Annotated in this window: 14 protein-coding genes; 4 read left to right on the top strand and 10 right to left on the bottom strand. The window is 32.3% G+C overall.

Annotated elements, in window-relative coordinates; genetic code table 11:
* Window positions 1-28 precede the first annotated feature (28 nt).
* Window positions 29-196, bottom strand: coding sequence for a hypothetical protein (locus tag ACUUYC_RS06580; protein WP_474264778.1), 168 nt, complete (start codon window positions 194-196; stop codon window positions 29-31).
* Window positions 197-311: 115 nt separating this feature from the next.
* Window positions 312-1427, bottom strand: a complete 1116-nt coding sequence (locus tag ACUUYC_RS06575; protein ID WP_474264777.1) for a TolB family protein — start codon at window positions 1425-1427, stop codon at window positions 312-314.
* Between the two features lie 44 nt (window positions 1428-1471).
* On the opposite strand from ACUUYC_RS06575, the gene ACUUYC_RS06570 reads away from it, so the two are divergent.
* From ACUUYC_RS06570 to ACUUYC_RS06560, 3 genes are all read left to right on the top strand, one after another.
* A complete protein-coding gene (locus ACUUYC_RS06570) occupies window positions 1472-2728 on the top strand; it encodes a M20/M25/M40 family metallo-hydrolase (protein WP_474264775.1) in 1257 nt (418 codons plus the stop codon).
* A 112-nt stretch (window positions 2729-2840) separates the two neighbouring features.
* A complete protein-coding gene (locus ACUUYC_RS06565; RefSeq protein WP_474264774.1) occupies window positions 2841-2978 on the top strand; it encodes a hypothetical protein in 138 nt (45 codons plus the stop codon).
* Window positions 2979-3120: 142 nt separating this feature from the next.
* Complete coding sequence (locus ACUUYC_RS06560) at window positions 3121-3255, top strand: hypothetical protein (protein WP_474264773.1); 135 nt, start codon at window positions 3121-3123, stop codon at window positions 3253-3255.
* A gap of 95 nt (window positions 3256-3350) precedes the next feature.
* On the opposite strand, the gene ACUUYC_RS06555 is transcribed toward ACUUYC_RS06560, so the two are convergent.
* Window positions 3351-3566: a hypothetical protein gene (locus ACUUYC_RS06555; RefSeq protein WP_474264772.1), complete on the bottom strand. Its 216-nt coding sequence runs from the start codon at window positions 3564-3566 to the stop codon at window positions 3351-3353.
* 80 nt (window positions 3567-3646) lie between these two features.
* Entirely contained in the window at window positions 3647-5353 is a 1707-nt protein-coding gene (locus ACUUYC_RS06550) for a helix-turn-helix domain-containing protein (protein WP_474264770.1), read from the bottom strand.
* 251 nt (window positions 5354-5604) lie between these two features.
* On the opposite strand from ACUUYC_RS06550, the gene ACUUYC_RS06545 reads away from it, so the two are divergent.
* On the top strand, window positions 5605-5751 hold the full coding sequence (locus tag ACUUYC_RS06545; protein ID WP_474264769.1) for a hypothetical protein: 147 nt from the start codon (window positions 5605-5607) through the stop codon (window positions 5749-5751).
* A 135-nt stretch (window positions 5752-5886) separates the two neighbouring features.
* Here the strand turns inward: ACUUYC_RS06545 and ACUUYC_RS06540 are convergent, their stop codons facing one another.
* The 6 genes from ACUUYC_RS06540 to ACUUYC_RS06515 form a co-directional block, all read right to left on the bottom strand.
* Window positions 5887-6129, bottom strand: coding sequence for a hypothetical protein (locus ACUUYC_RS06540; protein WP_474264768.1), 243 nt, complete (start codon window positions 6127-6129; stop codon window positions 5887-5889).
* Between the two features lie 76 nt (window positions 6130-6205).
* On the bottom strand, window positions 6206-7912 hold the full coding sequence (locus ACUUYC_RS06535; RefSeq protein ID WP_474264767.1) for a helix-turn-helix domain-containing protein: 1707 nt from the start codon (window positions 7910-7912) through the stop codon (window positions 6206-6208).
* 77 nt (window positions 7913-7989) lie between these two features.
* Window positions 7990-10341, bottom strand: coding sequence for a penicillin-binding protein 1C (gene pbpC, locus ACUUYC_RS06530; RefSeq protein ID WP_474264766.1), 2352 nt, complete (start codon window positions 10339-10341; stop codon window positions 7990-7992).
* A gap of 19 nt (window positions 10342-10360) precedes the next feature.
* The gene (locus ACUUYC_RS06525; protein WP_474264765.1) at window positions 10361-10681 is read right to left on the bottom strand and encodes an antibiotic biosynthesis monooxygenase family protein; all 321 of its coding nucleotides are present in this window, start codon (window positions 10679-10681) and stop codon (window positions 10361-10363) included.
* A gap of 101 nt (window positions 10682-10782) precedes the next feature.
* Complete coding sequence (locus tag ACUUYC_RS06520; protein ID WP_474264764.1) at window positions 10783-11400, bottom strand: hypothetical protein; 618 nt, start codon at window positions 11398-11400, stop codon at window positions 10783-10785.
* Window positions 11401-11407: 7 nt separating this feature from the next.
* Complete coding sequence (locus tag ACUUYC_RS06515; protein ID WP_474264763.1) at window positions 11408-16945, bottom strand: alpha-2-macroglobulin family protein; 5538 nt, start codon at window positions 16943-16945, stop codon at window positions 11408-11410.
* Between the last annotated feature and the right edge of the window lie 158 nt (window positions 16946-17103).

The raw sequence follows: 17103 nt of genomic DNA, 5'->3' as shown, positions 1-17103 counted from the left end.
TATTTTCCGGATAGTTATTTTTGTTTTTTTAACGTTGTGGTTGTGTAAAACAAATGTCCTCTCCAATATAAATTTTAGTTGGACATATTGCAGAAATCAATGTAGATGTTCCAGGCAATCCACCTTTTACTGCATTCGCGTTTAATACAGAAATTGAACGTTTTTTTAATTGCATTTTTTTCACACTTTTCTTCATGAGTATATAATTTTAAAGTTATGGTTAAAAATATTTATACTCAAAGGAATAGGAAAAGTATCAGAAATCAAAAGAGTGTTTCGCTGGATTTATAAATCCTGTACGATTTACATAATTACTCTTGCCATTCCACAATGAAAAGATTAGTGTCTCTTCCGCCACCATTATTTCGGTTCGATGAAAATGCTAACTTTTTTCCATCATTTGAAAATACAGGAAAAGCATCAAAAGTTTCACTATGTGTTATGCGTTCTAAACCTGTTCCGTCAATATTAATCATATATAAATTGAATGGAAAACCACGTTTGCTTTCATGATTGGATGAGAAGATAACTTTTTCTCCAGAAGGATGAAAAAACGGACTCCAATTGGCGTTTCCTAAGTCTGTTAATTGACGTAAATCGCTTCCGTCAGCATTACAAATGTATAATTCCATTTCGGTTGGTTGTACCAAACCTTCCGCCAATAAGTCTTTATATTCTTTAATTGCTGCTTTGGTTCTTGGACGTGACGAACGGAAAATAATTTTTGTGCCGTCGGGCGAGAAAAATGCACCACCATCATATCCTAATTCATCTGTAATTTGTTTTACATCCGAACCGTCAATATTCATAGTATATAGTTCTAAATCGCCACTTCTTGTTGAGGTAAATACAATTTTATCACCTTTTGGAGATACTGTTGGTTCTGCATCATACCCTTTTTCGTTGGTCAATTGTTTTACAATATTTCCTTCCAAATCTGCCACAAAAATGTCAAATGAATCATATACAGGCCAAATGTACTTTCCGTTTTTGCGCAATGGAACTTCTGGGCAATTGTCATCTACTAAATGTGTAGACGAATAAATAATATGCTTATTATCAGGTAAAAAATAGGAACAAGTTGTTCTTCCTTTTCCTGTACTTACCATTGGCGGTATATTGTCTTTAAATGTTTCATCAATATTCATTAAAAACATTTGATCACAGGAAACATTCCATTTTGTATTATTTGATTGGAAAATCAATTGTGTATCATCAAAACTCCAATATGCTTCTGCATTATCGCCACCAAACGTAACTTGGCGTATGTCTTTGAAATATTTTTCTTCAGGATAAATTAGAGGATTATTTGAAGTTGTTTTTACTTTTTCCGTTGGTTCAGTTGAAGTTGTAGGCGTTTTTTCTTTTGGATTTTCTTTACATGAAAAAACAGTACAAAGTAAGATTAAAACAAAAATACGTGTCATGGAGTGGTAATATTTTGATAATTTTACACAAAAATAACTTTCTTATGTTCAACAAACCATTATTTGGAATTCTTTTTTTAGTGTTGCTCTGTTCTTGTAAGACAGAGCGTACTGTAGAAAATCGTATCAAGCAAGATATAGAAGTCTTAGCAGATGATAAACTTGAAGGAAGAGCTACAGGCACAAAAGGTGAAATGGCAGCTGCTGTGTACATTAGAGAGCGTTTTAAAGCTATGGGAATTGCACCAAAAGGAACAGAAGGTTATCTACAAGCATTTACATTTACACCAAAAACAGATCCGCATGCTGATACCGAATATGTAACCGACAAAAAAGACGGAACTATTACAGGAAGAAACGTACTTGGTTTTATAGATAATAATGCTGAAAATACAATTGTTATTGGCGCACATTACGATCATTTAGGAATGGGTAATGAAGGTTCATTGCATAGAGGCGAGCCAATGGTTCATAATGGAGCAGATGATAATGCAAGCGGAGTTGCTGTAATGTTGCATTTAGCTGACAAATTGAAAGATGTGCATACGAATAACAATTACCTATTTATGGCTTTTTCAGGTGAAGAAATGGGTTTATTAGGTTCTAACTATTTTGTGAAAAACCCAACGATTGATATTACAAAAGTGAATTACATGATCAATATGGATATGGTTGGTCGTTTGAAGAAAAACAAAGCATTAGCGATCTATGGAGTTGGAACATCTCCAATTTGGCAAAAAACTATAGAGAAAGCAAATAGTGAACATACGTTTGATTTGAAAACGAATACTTCTGGAGTTGGACCTTCAGATCATACGTCTTTTTATTTACAAGATATTCCTGTGTTACATCTCTTTACAGGACAGCATGTAGATTACCATAAACCTTCGGACGATTTTGAAAAGTTGAATTACGAAGGAATGCTTCAAATTTCTAATTATATATTCAGAATTATATCTGATGTAAATCTGCAAGGAAAAATAGCTTTTACAAAAACGGTAAATGAATCAGATGATACACCACGATTTAAAGTGACTTTAGGCGTTATTCCTGATTATTTATTTGATGGAAAAGGCATGCGTATTGACGGCATTAGTGAAAATCGTCCTGCACAAAAAGCAGGTTTACAAAAAGGCGATATTGTTATTCAGTTAGGTGAACATGAAGTAACAGACATGAAAACCTACATGCGTGCATTATCAAAGTTTGAAAACGGAAATAAAACAACTGTAAAAGTTGACAGAAACGGAGAAGTTATTGAAGCTGAGATTACGTTTTTTGAAAAGAAGAAAAAGAAATAACTTCTTATATACAACTAACCTGTGATAATTTATAAACTGTTACAACACATTATTTTTTTCGATGCTATAATGCTCTTATTTAGCCTCATAATTAATTTTAAAACTATAAATTATGAGAAACAAAGCAGACAAAAAACGAACAGTAAAAAAGTTAAAGTTTAAGGCAGTGAAAATTTCAAATATGGAGCAAGCTATGCTTCTTGGGGGAAAAGACATTCCTTGGGAATTTACAATTGTTGCAGCTTGTTAAAAGCATTTTAAAATCAAAAAAGCTGTCTTTAAAGAGATAGCTTTTTTTCTTGTGATAATTTATAAACTGTTACAGTACATCCTTTTTTTCGACGCTATAAAGCTCTTATTTGGTCTCATAATTAATTTTAAAACTATAAATTATGAAAAACAAAGTAGAAAAGAAAAGAGAAGTGAAAAAGCTTGAGCTTAAAAACGTGAAAATTTCAAAAGTAACTCAGGCCGAGCTTACTGGAGGCGGATGGGAAGATTATTGGTCATATGTTTTTTGTCATTAAAAAAGGGGTAACATTTCTAATGTTAAAGATGCAATCAAAAAACAGAAGCTGTCTTGAAAAAGACAGCTTTTCATATCACCTTAAGGCATAAAAAATTATTTTGGTTCTGTATCAACAGGTCTAGTAGTTGGTTCGCCTGCTATAGTAGGATTAGTACACACAAAAGCATCAATAGAAAAGCAAGATTCTGTCTTACATTCTTTTGGATTGTCTGTATAAACTATATTATTTGTATCTGCAGCACCGCCCAAAATTGTGGCAGCGGTTTTAAGATTTGCGATGCTTGTTTTATTTAAGTTAAACAGTTTCATAATTATACATGTATTTGTGATTAGAGTTTCAAAGGTTGTTCTTTTTTAAGGAAACTTTACGCCATATTTGTGATGATTTATTAATCGTCACAACTTTTTTTATGGTTTTCTTGTAGTTGTTTTATATAACTAGATGGCTGCATTCCAGTTACACTTTTAAAGATTTTTGAAAAGGTTTCTCGTCTTTTAAAACCAAATTCATGCGCAATAGCTTCCATTGAATACAATTGTAATTTTTTATTGTTCTTTAATCCAATAAGAGCGGCATTAACTCTTAACTCCGTAAGATATACTGTAAACGATTTTCCTTTATAAGTATTAATAACATGAGAAAGATATGCGGTATTTGTTTTTAATTTTTTTGCCGTATAACTCAGATTGCAATCTACATGTAAGAACTGTTCTTTTTTCTCAAACTTCTCTAAAGCTTCCAAAATTTCTATAACACCTTCATCATTAATTGCTAAATCTGTTTTTTGTTTACTAGATATTAAAGTTGCTTTTGATGTTTCAATTGCTTCGATATGCTTTAAAAGAGCTTCAAAACGTTTTTTGTTATTGCGTTGTTTTTGTTTGTAGATTAGAATAAAAACAACAATGAAAATAAGTAAAACACCAGCAATGAAATATAAATAAAATACGGTTCTTTCTTGTTGCAAGCTATGTGTGTTTAAATCTTCAATTTGTTTTTTTAAAGTTAAAATGTCATAATCTTTAATTGTATGATATGTTTTCTTATTAGTAAGCTCATTTTCTTTAGAGAAATCTTCAAATAGCTTAAAGTTTTCATTTGCCTTCTGAGTATTTTCTTTGAGGAAGTACAATTTCGCCAAATGATAATACACTTCTTTTAAATCTGTAAAAGAGTATTTTTCTGTTATGGTTAAAGATTTTAATTTTTCAAAATAAACAATAGCGCTATCTGTATTTTGAAGTGCCAAATGGTTTTTTCCTAAATACAAATAGGATGCTGAAAACTTCTGCATAGAATTTATGTCTTGCATTGTTTTTTTGAGCGAAAGCATTAAATCAATACTCTGCTGATATTTTTTTTGCTGAAAAAGAATAATAACCTTGCTTAATGATAAATCAGTATGAAGTTCAGCATATTTTTCTCGAGAAGCTTTTTGCAAACCTCTAGTTGTATATAAATCTGCCAAATCAGTATTTTCTAATCGCAAATAAGTATCTGCTAAAGCCAAACAATTTAATGCTTCCAAACGATCGTAACTGGAAGATTGTAATGCTTCAATTTCAACAAGGTTGTTTTTAAAATCGTCTAATGCACCAAAGAAATCTTCAATTTGCTTTTTTATAAGTCCAATATTATACGATAGAGTAATTAAATCTCTAAAATTACCTGTTTGCTTGGCAATTTCTTTTGCTTTTAAATACCCTTCAGTTGCTTTTGGATAATCTCCAAGTACCAAGAAAATGTTTCCTTTTTGCGTGTAATTTTGCAATAATAATTCAAGATCATTAATTGCAATTGCTATTTTTAAAGATGCTTCGGTATATTCTTGTGCTTCTTTTGTATTTCCTAATTTTAAATTAATGTATCCTTTGCGATACAAAGCTTTAGAAATACGTTTTCTATCCGTTCCTTTTTGTGTAATAATGTATAAAGCATCTGCATATACTTTTGCTTTTTTGTGTGAAGTATAGATAGATTCAATGTATAAATCTTCTAACTCTTTAAACGATTTGGTGGCTAAAGAATCGGTTTGCGCTAGCGTATAATTAAAACTAAACAATAAAAAACCCGCTATAAAAAAAGATAACTTCATGTGTTAATATTAATGAGATATTGATTTCTTGGGGAAAATTGTATTGAAGATTTAAAGTACTAAATTATACAGTATGAATAGTTGTTATGCGGAAAATTATTCTTTAATGTAAACGATTTTTCAAATATAAAGAGTAAAATTTCACTTATAAATCGACTCGTGATAATTTATAAATGGCAACGTACCTTTCTTTTTTTAGCTATAAATAAGTAGTTATTTAGTTTCATAATTAATCTTAAACCTTAATAATTATGAAAAGTAAAAAAGTAAGCCACAGTAAATTTAACAAGTTAAATTTCAAACAAGTTACAGTCTCTAGTTTTAGTAAATTAGAAATTAAAGGAGGAGGAGTTGCGCCATCAACTGCAGGAACACAAAGCTGGTGCATCTGTTTGTAATATATAAAATGTTCAGATGGATTTCTTTAATTATTCCATCGTGATTTTATAGCAACTTAGATGCTAAAACAATGCAAAAAAAAGAGCTTCAATATAGTCTTGAAGCTCTTTAGGAATACTTTTATAAGTGTATTTTTAAAGTGGATTTGTATTATTTGTTCCTACTGGATCTGAAGTAAGTTCACCATCAATAGAAATACTAGTACATGGCATTGTGCCTCCAGTTTGACAACCATCAGTTACACAACCATCGTCAGTTGGATTGGGACATTCTCCAACAAGTACTGAAGTTCTCGTAGGAGTATCTATGCCACCTTTAATAATTTGTAGATTGGCTACTTTAGCGATGTTAATTTTATTTAATGCAAAACGTTTCATAGTTTCTGGGTTTTATTAATATAGATATCAAAGATTATACTTTTTTGCTGGAAACAAATGTAGTAGTGGAGATAATTTATGAATTATCACCACTATTTTTATCCTTTAATTGTAGTTCTTTAATGTATGAAGTAGGGTCTATTCCTGTAGTGTTTTTAAATACCTTTGAAAAAGTTTCTCTACGCTTATAACCAAACTCATTGGCAATTGCTTTCATAGAATACAATCTAATCTTCTTGTTATTTTTTAAGGTAATCAAAGCAGCATTCATTCGTAGTTCATTCAAATAAGCAGTAAACTTTTTCCCTTTATAGGCATTAATTACATGTGATAAATATGCCGTATTTGTTTTCAGTTTTTTGGCTGTATATGCTAGTGTACAATCTACATGCAAGAAGTATTGTTTTGCTTCAAAGGTTGATAAATCTTTCAATATTTGTTCAACACCATCATCATTAATTGCCAAATCTGTTTGGTGTGTAGTTGTCTTAAGTTTTTTCTTTGGTGATTCTAATTCTTTTATGCGAATCATCAATTCATTAAACCGTTCTTTAGTACGTTTTTTGTTACGCTTATATAATACCCAAAAGAAAATGGCACAAGCAACTAAAATACTTGAAACTAGATATAAATAGCGTACTGTTTTCCCTTGTACAATGCTTTTATTATTTATGATTAGAATTTCTTCTTTCAACTTGGCAATATCATAATCTTTTATGGTGTGATGAATGGTTGTATTAGTACTATCTTTTTGTTGGTCGAATGTTTCAAGCAAGTCAAAATTATGTATAGCATTTTTTGTATCTTTTTGTTGTAAATATAGTTTTGCTAATTGAAAATATACATCTGACAATTCAGGAAACGAGAGCGCTTCTTTTGTAGCTAACTCTTTTATTTTTTCATATTTAAAAATTGCTTTATCATATGCTTCTATAGCGTTATAATTTCTTGCTTGGTATAAATAAGAAGTTAAACTTTTTGCTGGTTGCCCTGCTTTTTCAATAATAGGATCTAATAAAGTTCCCATCTCAAGACTTTGTTGATATTGCTTTTTCTGAAAATATACAATGACTTCATTCAATAACAAATATGTATGAACCGACGGATATTTTTCCAGCGATGTTTTTTTCAAACCTTGCTTTATATACATATAAGCAGAATCTGGTTGTTGCATTCGTAAATACGTGTCCGATATTCCCAAACAATTAATCACTTCTGTTCTATCTTGATTTGTGGTAGCTAATAATTTTGTTTTTTGAAGGTTTTGCTTAAATTCTTCAAGTGCGCCTTTGTAATCTCCAATCTGTTTTTTGACAAGTCCAATATTATATGACATTGCTAAGATGTCTCTTAAATTCTCACGTTCTTCAGCAAGTGATTTTGCTTTTAAATAAAAGTCAATAGTTTTTGTATAATCGCCTTTTGTTAAGTATATATTTCCCTTTAGAATATAATTTTGAAACACTAATGTTTTATTACCTAACTCCTGTGCCATAATGCTTGAATTTTCCGCAAAACTAAAAGCATCTTCAATGTTTCCAAGTTTAGAATATATAGAACCTTTACGATACAATGCTTTTGCAATACGTTGTTTATCCGTTCCTTTATTGGCAACGATATAAAGTGCATCAACATACTTTTTTGCTTCTGCAGGATTTGTATATGTAGATAAATATTGTTTCTCCAACGCTTCAAATGACTTTGTCGTCAAAGAATCAGTTTGTGCTAATGCGTAATTAACACTAAAGAATAATAAACATGTAATGAAAAAAGAAAATTTCATACGTGATAAGGTATTAATTTAGGGGGAATTATACGTAAGTATGAAAATACTAAATTCTATACCCAATACGAAAGAAACTACTCCTGAATTTCAACAGTTCGTTTGGCTTCATTGCCAAATTCATCTACAACGGTGATTTTATGAACTCCTTTTTGCGGCATTATTTCCATTTCATGAATGGTTTGTGTGCTTCCAATAAAAGCTTCGTTCAAATACCAAAATACTTTAGTTTCAGGAATTGAATGTGCTAAACGTAATACCAACGAATTTTTTTCACCATCAAAATCTTTCGGTAAAAATACTTTTACAGCTTTCGCTGGATAAATAAAATCCATGCTTTTTTGCCCTTCAGCAGTACAATCACTTCTAAATGGCGGTAAGGTTTTATACAATGGATTTCTATTCTGATAGTAATATTCCATCAATGGTGGCAACACAAACCAACTTTTATGCGTCATTTCATTTAATGGTTGACAAGAAGAATTAACTTGAAAACGCTCGTCTTTATCAACATGAACCCAAATATGATATGGACACGGTTTTGTTTTTAATCCGCTTCGTGGTATAAATTGAAGTGTTGCTCCTTCGCACAACTCTGAAGCTCTATAACCACTTTTGGAGCAAATAGAAACTTTTTCCAATTCATCATAAGGAACATCAAACCAATCACTTTTTGGTAACATATTAAATACATCAAATAAAATTGGTGCAGCGGCTGTTGTTCCAATTAATCCTGGACGACCTTCGCCATCTGCATTTCCAACCCAAACACCCACAATATAATCTTTGGTAGAACCAATTGCCCATGCATCTCTAAAACCAAAACTAGTTCCTGTTTTCCAAGCAATTTCTTTGCTCGAATCAAAAAATTCCCAGTTTTCTTCACCTTCTGGTCGATTTACTTCTTTTAAAGATTCATACGTTAAGTAAATAGAACCTGCATCAAAAATTGTTTTTTCTGGCGTAAGCTTTCCAAAATCTATTTTTTCATCTAATAAAAATGAAGGTTCGCAAAATTCATTGGTATAATATTGACTAGAATTTTCACCAAAGTGATTTAAGGTAGAAGAGAAAGCTGCGTAAGTTTTACATAAGTCCCATAGATTGCTTTCAGCGCCACCAAGTATTAGTGAAAGTCCATAATGATCGGCATTATACGATATATCTTTTAATTGTAGTTCTTTGAGATAATAATGAAATCTATCCAAACCAAATTGTTGTAACATTCGCACCGCAGGAACATTTAATGAACGCGCCAAAGCACGTTTTGCAGTAACTGCACCATCATAAGATTCATTGAAGTTTTTTGGATTGTAATTCCCGATTTTCGTTGGAACATCAATCACTAAAGTGTTTGGTAGCAAATCACCAGCATCTAAGATTGCGGTATATAAAAACGGTTTCATAATGCTTCCGGTACTTCTTGGCTTGTGAATGACATTTACGTCTTTTTGATGCGCATTATCGGTTGGTGTATTTCCAACATAAGCCAACACTTTTCGTGTTTTTACATCTAAAATTAACACGGAAGCATTGTAAACTTGATTTTGCTTGAGTTCTTTGTAATGCTTGGCAACAATAGCATTGGTTTCTTGTTGTATGTACGACGTTACCGAAGTTTGTACACGTTTTCCTTTGTGCATTTCGGATACTTTGTTGAGCAAATGTTTTGCTGTTTGTGGCAACGCATATGGTTTCTGTGGAAGTGGTTCTTCAATTGCCAATTCATAGGTAAGCTTGTCTATAATTTCTTGATCGTATAATTTTTTGAGTAATCGATTTCGTTTTACTTTTAATCGCGCTTGATTTTTCCCAGGGAATATTAAACTTGGTGCATTTGGTAAAACGGCTAACGTAGCATTTTCTGCCCAAGAAAGTTCTTGTGGTCTTCTACCAAAATAACGCCATGAAGCAGCGTCTAATCCTACTACATTTCCGCCAAAAGGCGCATGCGAAGCATAGAATGTTAGAATATCTTCTTTGGAATATCTAAACTCTAATCGTGTTGCTAATACGAGTTCTTTTAATTTTTCAAAATAGGTACGTCGTTGTCCTTTTCTAGCGAGTCGAATGACTTGTTGTGTTAGAGTACTTCCACCACGTTTTACTTCACCCGATTCTATATTTTGCCATAATGCTTTCGCGATGGATATTGGATTGAATCCAGGATGATTGTAAAAGTATTCATCTTCAAACTGAACAATGCAGATTTTAAATTTCTCGGGAACGGAATCAAGTTGTGGAAAACGCCATTGTCCATCATCGGCAATTTTCGCGCCAAGCAACACACCTTCACGGCTTTCAATTACCGTTGAGGTAGGTACTTTGAATAGTGTTTTTGGCAAACAAAAATAGTACGCAATCAAAAGAATTAGAATGATAGTCGTTTTATACTTGTTATTTTTTATTTTAGAAATGATAAAGTGCAAAAAGCGTATGTGTTAATTATTATAAAGAACGTTTTTGAAAATCATATTCACGTTCTACTTTACAGATTTTTACGTTGTAATACGAATACCAATTTTTAATGCCTTTTTGTTGCGCAATCAGATGATCAGTATGTTGTTTCCATTGTTTTATGGCTTCTAAACTTTTCCAATAACTTACTGTAATTCCAATTGCATTTCGAGAGCTGTCAATTCCGATGAATCCTTTTTGTTGTTTGGCTAAGGTTTCCATTTGTTCCGCCATTTCTGCATAACCTTCTGTAGTTTCTGTTTGAGTAGATGTAAAGATTACCGCGTAATATGGTGTAAAAGTCTTTTTCATATTTTATATATTCAAATCATTCTTAAAATTAGAATGATTATCCAACCAATTTTCAATGATTTTTAAAGTATTTTCGAAATTAATTATAAAAGATTTAAATGTCATTCTTCATCAGGATACATCCAATCTTTAATATCAAAAGGTTTTAACTTACTTTCATTATTAAAATCTATTTGAACAAATTTATCTTTATAATCTTCATTAGATTCTGCCATGGTCAGTAGAATTGGGAATAGAAAATTCAAAGAATCCGAAATTTCTTTAGGTAAGAAAGGATTGTCTTTTATATTCTTTATTTCATGTATACTTTTATTATTGTATAAATCTACAGCATCAAATACCACATAAGAAAAAAGGTTAATGTCTTTTAAAATATGTTGATCAAGCATGTTTTTTTTCACATCAATACTGCCTAAGATAATTTTTTGTTTGTTTACTGGATGTATTACAATTCTTAACTTCTTTAGCTTGATTAATAAATCAAAAACTAAATCTAATTTTCGCTCGAAAATATTTTTTCGAAAATTAAATCTATCATACAGAAGAACAGCAATGACAAATGTTGAAATCGTAAATATTAACCTTATTAAAATTGATGAAAAAGATATTATTTCTTCGAGCTTAGAATCTTTTAAAAAAATAAAGGAAAAGCATACTGAGATAATACTAAGTATAACTATAAACATTGAAAGCTTGAAAGTAAATCCTTTTTTTTTCATAATTTTCTTATTTTACAACTTCAATCCATTGGCCTTTCGTTCTAATAAAATAATCATTGTCGTACATTGCTTCCGCTTGAATGCCTGGTAAATAGTATCTTCCTAAATAGGATGCGTTTAGTAATACATTAAATGTTTTCGATCTTCTTCTGCCTAAATCAAAGTAGAAATTTACGCGATCATCTCTAATATCTGTATGTCGTACTTCACTTGAAGATACATTTCCATAATCTGTAAAACGTGTATTCACGATTTCCCAACCAGACGGAAATATTTCGGTTAATGCAATATCACTTAGATTACTCGATTGATCGTTTGTAATTGTAACAGAAGCCATAAAATCAGTTCCTTGTGTTAGTTTTGATACATCAATTGTATTTCCATTTTTGTCCTTGTATGCAACACGAATTGTAAAGTTTCGTTTTTCAGCAAGTTCTTCACCTAATGGCAATTTTCCAGTACTCAATACACGAACAAAGAGCGTGTTGTCTTGTTTGTTTTCAATCTGTACTGTATTTGCGCCTTTTGTAATTTTTAAACCACGTTGTGCAATTGCTTTAGATGTTTTAATATTCTGATTGTTTTTTCCATTCAAACTGAACGACATATCAATATCTTTCCCACCATTTTTCGTGACCATTTTACCTATTGAAAGTAAACAATATGCTGTTGTTTGCGTACTCATCCAACGACTTGATGATAATTCTTTGGCAATAAATTTTGCAAAGTTTATGGTTCTTGTATCATCCAAGATTAACATCGTTTCTAGCGCCATTGCTCTATTTCTATCTGTAGAACCATAGTTAAACCTGTATTCTTCTGTAGATGCTGTAAATCCTATGTTAGCAGTTGCAATAATACGTTTTGCCGCTTCTTTTTGTGAAGCTAACGCATATGCTGCTGCCAATCGCCATTTTGCATTGTTTGATAATCCTTTCGATTCACGCAAACGGTTCATAGAAGCCAAATCGGGATGGCCCGCTAATGCCAATGTATACAATCTATATGCTTGCGCCAAGTCTGAGTTGTAGTAATGACTATTATCTTTCACACGCCATGAACGTGCTGCTTTTTTCTGATAGGTAATCCATTGACTCATAAACGTAAGTGGTAACGTGTATCCTTTCTTTTCAGCCTCAATCATAAAATGACCAGAATAACTTGTTCCCCAATCATTGGAAGTATTTTCTCCAATCCAATAACTCATGCCACCATTTGGACGTTGAAAATGTGATAAACGCTTGATTCCGTTTTCAATATTACTTTGAATTTCTTTTTGTTTCGAAGTTGGCAAATCAAAAATATCAGCTAAGTATAATTGAGGAAATACACTTGAAGTAGTTTGTTCTACACAACCATGTGGATATTGAATTAAATATTGCATTCGCGCCGTAAAATCCATTGGCGGAATAGTAGAAAATTCTACCGTAGCAGCATTGGTTCCAACAACTCCAAACGTATCAAAGCTCAGTGTTTCTGTAGTTTTTCCGCTGAGTGTAAGTTCATGAATTTTAGTGCTAATCGGATTAGGATTTTCCACATCAATTTCTACTTTATATGATGCTTTTTCACCATTTCCTGTGGCAACAACTTCAATGGTTTGAATACCTTTTGCCTGACTCACATCTAAATCAAAATACACCATTTTTTCGTCAGGTCTATCAAATGTAAGTGATTGTTTAGAGTTTCCAATGACAGAGATTCCGTTTTGTAATTTTAGCTGTAGTGAAACATTCTTCACTTTATTTTCCATTGCAAAAACGGTCACAGGAAGTGTTACTTTTTCGCCAGGACTTAGTTTTCTTGGAGCCGTTGCCAATACCATTAATGGCTTTTTCACCTGTGATGATTGTTCGGCACTTCCATAGGCTTCTGTTTTTGGGTTTCCAGCAACAACCATTGTACGAACGGCACCAATGTAATTTGGCATTTTTATGTTGTGCGATTTTGTTTCACCAGCTTTTAGACTAAAAGGTCCTAAGTATTTCACCACTGGTTGAAAACGGTTTGCTTTTTTGTTTTTAGCACCATTTCCGCCATCGCCACCACCAATAGCAAATACCTGATCAATGCTTCCGCTAAATGCACCAATGACATCATCATAAATATCCCAAGTGCGTACACCAAGTGCTTGACGTTGGTAGAATGTTTCCCAAGGATTTGGTGTTTTAAATCGTGTTAAATCTAGTAAGCCTTCATCAACAATTGCTAAAGTATATGTCATTGCTTTTTTATCAGTTTCACTCACTTTTACAGTGAATGACTGCTCTGGACGTAAGGTTTCAGGAACCGAAAGTTTAGGTTTTAAAATTGTAGCAGGATTTTCTACAAGTAATGGAATAACTCCGTACAAGCGAATTGGTAAATCATTCGTTACGTTATCATGCTTTTGTACCAAAGAAATATTCACAAACACATTTGGCGCCATTTCTGACGTAATCGGAATAGTGGTTGTTGTTTGCTCTTTTTCAGTTTTTACCCACTTAGTACTTAATACTTCTGTACCGTTTTCAATACTTACCAACGCTCTTCCGCCTTTTCCTGATGGGAAAGTAATCGTTGCTGTTTCACCAACATTATAAGTTTCTTTATCTGCTGAAAAGATCAGCATTTTTGCCATTTCTGAATTTCCATTACTATTTGTACGCCACCAATCTTTATAGAAATACATTGTTTTCCCAGTTGCATGACCACTTTTTGGATCGTATACACGAATTAAATAACGTCCGCGATCTTCATCAGGAATGTTTAGTTTAAAAGTTGTTTTCCCGTTACTATCGGAATTGATTTTAAAGCTTTTGTAGTGTGAGTGATGATTGCTTCCAACATAGGAAGAAAGATCTTCATAAGAAGAACTCCACCACCAACGCCAATTGATTTTATATATTTTTACTTCCAATCCGTTTCGTTTGATAGGATTTCCTTTGTCATCAACTGTAGCAATTTCAAACGTTTGTTCGTCATCGGTAAAGTATGAACCATATCGTTTGGGTTCAGGTGAGCGCATTCCAACAAAAGAAATATAAGGAGCAAAGTCTTTAGAAAACGCATCTATAGAATAATCGCCACCATTTTCAAATACACGTGTTAAGAACGATGCACGCAACATGCCAGGCGCTTTATTGGTAACGTTAATTTTTTTGGAAATATTGGTAATTCCGTCTTCATTTAATGAACCTTCAAACATGATGAATTCTTCTGTGTTGAATTCTCGTGTTGGATCATTGAATTCGTAGTTTGGAAACTTTTTAAACGAAGTTTTAGTACTACTTAGTTTTATATTGACTTCTGCTCGTAGGTTTTTAGCAGGTGCGCCATGTAGCCAAGCTGCTTTTAATTCTCCTTCAATTGGACGTGAATTGGCAAGTATTTCATCGTCAAAATCAATATTAATTTTTAAGCGATTTGGTTTTACAGTTTCTACTTTTAGATTTTTTGTAAATCGAGCGCCACCAACTACCACGGTAGCATTCCAGTTTCCAGTTGGTGCTTCAGTAGCTGTCGGAACGGTAAATTTATAAAACTGGTTTACACCTTGAGTAGCGATATTTTTATAGACCAATTTGCCTTGGGCATCTGTAACTTCCATTTTTACAGGATGATTTTTTGGAAGCGGATTTCCTGTGTCATTTAATACAAATGCTAAATGCAATGAATCGCCAGGTCGCCAAACGCCGCGTTCACCATAGATATATCCTTTGAGTCCTTTATTGATTTCTTTTCCAGAAACATCAAACTTACTCATAGAAAGTGAATTTCCATCGCTGAGTTTTACATACGTAACTTGATTGTTTTTTGAAACCGTAGCGAAGAAGGCATTTTTATCAGCATCAATAATGGTTAGCCCATCTGAATCAGTACGTTTTGAAGTAATTTCCTGTTGTTGGTAGTTGTATAAGGTAACTTTTGCATTTCCGATAGGATCTGTAGAAATGATATCGCTTACAGCAAAATAGTATGATTTGTTTTCTCCTCTTTTTACAATAACGCCCAAATCAGACGCCAATACATTTGCCGTTAAAAAACGTCTTTCTAAATAGTATGAATCTGTGCATGGATTTTCGCGTTCACTCCAGTTATAGCGATAATTTCGGAAATTATACATGCGATTATCCCAATATTCCTCTTCATTCTCATCTTCCTCTTTTCGATTTTGGTAATAATCATTGTCTGCAACTTCTTCGTTTTCAGTAGTATTGTTGTCACAAGTATACAATGCATATGAGCGTTTGAAACCTATTTCTATTTGATAAATAGCGCCTGGCTCAGCTTTAAATAATTTAGATAAATCAATTCCGTAGGTTTTCCATTGTCCGTTATTATCGTTTTCATTTTCAATTAAATTGATTGTCTTTTTGGCAACACGTCGTCCAACAGTACGAATGCTATATCGATCTACATTGCTAATTTCATTGCTTTGTAAAAATTGCAATACATTGTCTTGATATATTTTAATGACGCGTACATCAACTGATTTTAGGTTGATTGCTTGAAAGTTATACGTTAAATTTTGTGAATTTGGCAAAATAACGCCTGTACTAACAGCGCGCAATTCTGGTTTTTGCTGCTCAAAAGAAACGCGTCTTGAATGTGTTTTTTTCAGTTTGAAACCTTCTTTGTTTTTAATTCCTGTAAAGATTTCGAGTTGCACATTTCCTGTGACTCTATTTTCAGGATATACATTCAAAATATTTCCATCAACGGCATAGGTGAGTTTTGATTGATTTTGCATGGTAACCAATCCGTCAAAATTTTGATTTTTTAATAAAGGATCAGAAAAGTTAATGCTAATTTTTTGTTCAGGACTTTGAGAAATATCAATTTCAACAATAGAAAAATTGTTTTGTCCTGGGATTTTATAATTTCTTTTTCCTGAAGATTTTGCTATAATTGGCGTTCCTGTCCATGAAATAACGATTTCAGAATCGTCAATAGGTCTGTTGATGCTATCAATTGTAAATTCGTATACGTTATTATTAAAAATAGATTCACCCCATTTTACAGCTAGTTTTTTTCCGTTTTGCGTTGCCGAAACTAATTTTGAGAGTTTTTCTTCAGGAATCACATCAGCAGATTTCAATTCACCATTTAAATATTGCCATTCTTTAGAATATGATTGTAAATCATTAGTGACAATAAGGAAATTAGGCGTAATTGTTTTAAAAGCGAACGTATATTTTTTGAATGCTGCTGGTACATCATCATAAATTTTGTCTAAATGAACTTGTACTGTATATTCTGTATCGGGCTTTAATGAAGTTTCAGGAGTAAAGCGCAATGTTTTGTTATTTTCAACCGATAATTTTCCTTTTATTTTTGGCGTAATTGTAACTAAGTTACTTGGAACTTCTTGATTTGCCTGCCAATCGGTTACTTCTTTCTGAAGTCCAATAATAATAGGTTCTTTTGTAGAAACGGTTCCTGCCGTAGCTTGATAAACATAGTCTTTAAATTCAAAAATGTTATCAGTTTCAGGAGCTACTTTTTTACACGAAAATAGTCCAATAAATACTAGCAGAAAAATGAAAATAGTAGTGTTGCGCATGGTGAATTTTTTTGTAAAATAAACAGACTTTTTCATAAGAATAGTGCTTAATTAGTATTCGTTGGTATATAACTAGTATTCGTAAAAGAATAAACGATTTGTGTTTTTACTCGATAATCGAGATTTAAGTATTCTATAGTCTACTTCAATAAGTACAA

It is taken from the genome of Kordia sp. E (genome assembly GCF_056033805.1).
Note: the sequence above shows the minus strand (reverse complement) of the source record. Positions and strands in the feature narration are given on the sequence as shown.

What these genes read in the sequence shown, in the direction of transcription:
- ACUUYC_RS06580 (WP_474264778.1), bottom strand. Translation starts at nt 196, where the DNA reads ATGAAGAAAAGTGTGAAAAAAATGCAATTAAAAAAACGTTCAATTTCT.
- ACUUYC_RS06575 (WP_474264777.1), bottom strand. Translation starts at nt 1,427, where the DNA reads ATGACACGTATTTTTGTTTTAATCTTACTTTGTACTGTTTTTTCATGT.
- ACUUYC_RS06570 (WP_474264775.1), top strand. Translation starts at nt 1,472, where the DNA reads ATGTTCAACAAACCATTATTTGGAATTCTTTTTTTAGTGTTGCTCTGT.
- ACUUYC_RS06565 (WP_474264774.1), top strand. Translation starts at nt 2,841, where the DNA reads ATGAGAAACAAAGCAGACAAAAAACGAACAGTAAAAAAGTTAAAGTTT.
- ACUUYC_RS06560 (WP_474264773.1), top strand. Translation starts at nt 3,121, where the DNA reads ATGAAAAACAAAGTAGAAAAGAAAAGAGAAGTGAAAAAGCTTGAGCTT.
- ACUUYC_RS06555 (WP_474264772.1), bottom strand. Translation starts at nt 3,566, where the DNA reads ATGAAACTGTTTAACTTAAATAAAACAAGCATCGCAAATCTTAAAACC.
- ACUUYC_RS06550 (WP_474264770.1), bottom strand. Translation starts at nt 5,353, where the DNA reads ATGAAGTTATCTTTTTTTATAGCGGGTTTTTTATTGTTTAGTTTTAAT.
- ACUUYC_RS06545 (WP_474264769.1), top strand. Translation starts at nt 5,605, where the DNA reads ATGAAAAGTAAAAAAGTAAGCCACAGTAAATTTAACAAGTTAAATTTC.
- ACUUYC_RS06540 (WP_474264768.1), bottom strand. Translation starts at nt 6,129, where the DNA reads ATGAAACGTTTTGCATTAAATAAAATTAACATCGCTAAAGTAGCCAAT.
- ACUUYC_RS06535 (WP_474264767.1), bottom strand. Translation starts at nt 7,912, where the DNA reads ATGAAATTTTCTTTTTTCATTACATGTTTATTATTCTTTAGTGTTAAT.
- ACUUYC_RS06525 (WP_474264765.1), bottom strand. Translation starts at nt 10,681, where the DNA reads ATGAAAAAGACTTTTACACCATATTACGCGGTAATCTTTACATCTACT.
- ACUUYC_RS06520 (WP_474264764.1), bottom strand. Translation starts at nt 11,400, where the DNA reads ATGAAAAAAAAAGGATTTACTTTCAAGCTTTCAATGTTTATAGTTATA.
- ACUUYC_RS06515 (WP_474264763.1), bottom strand. Translation starts at nt 16,945, where the DNA reads ATGCGCAACACTACTATTTTCATTTTTCTGCTAGTATTTATTGGACTA.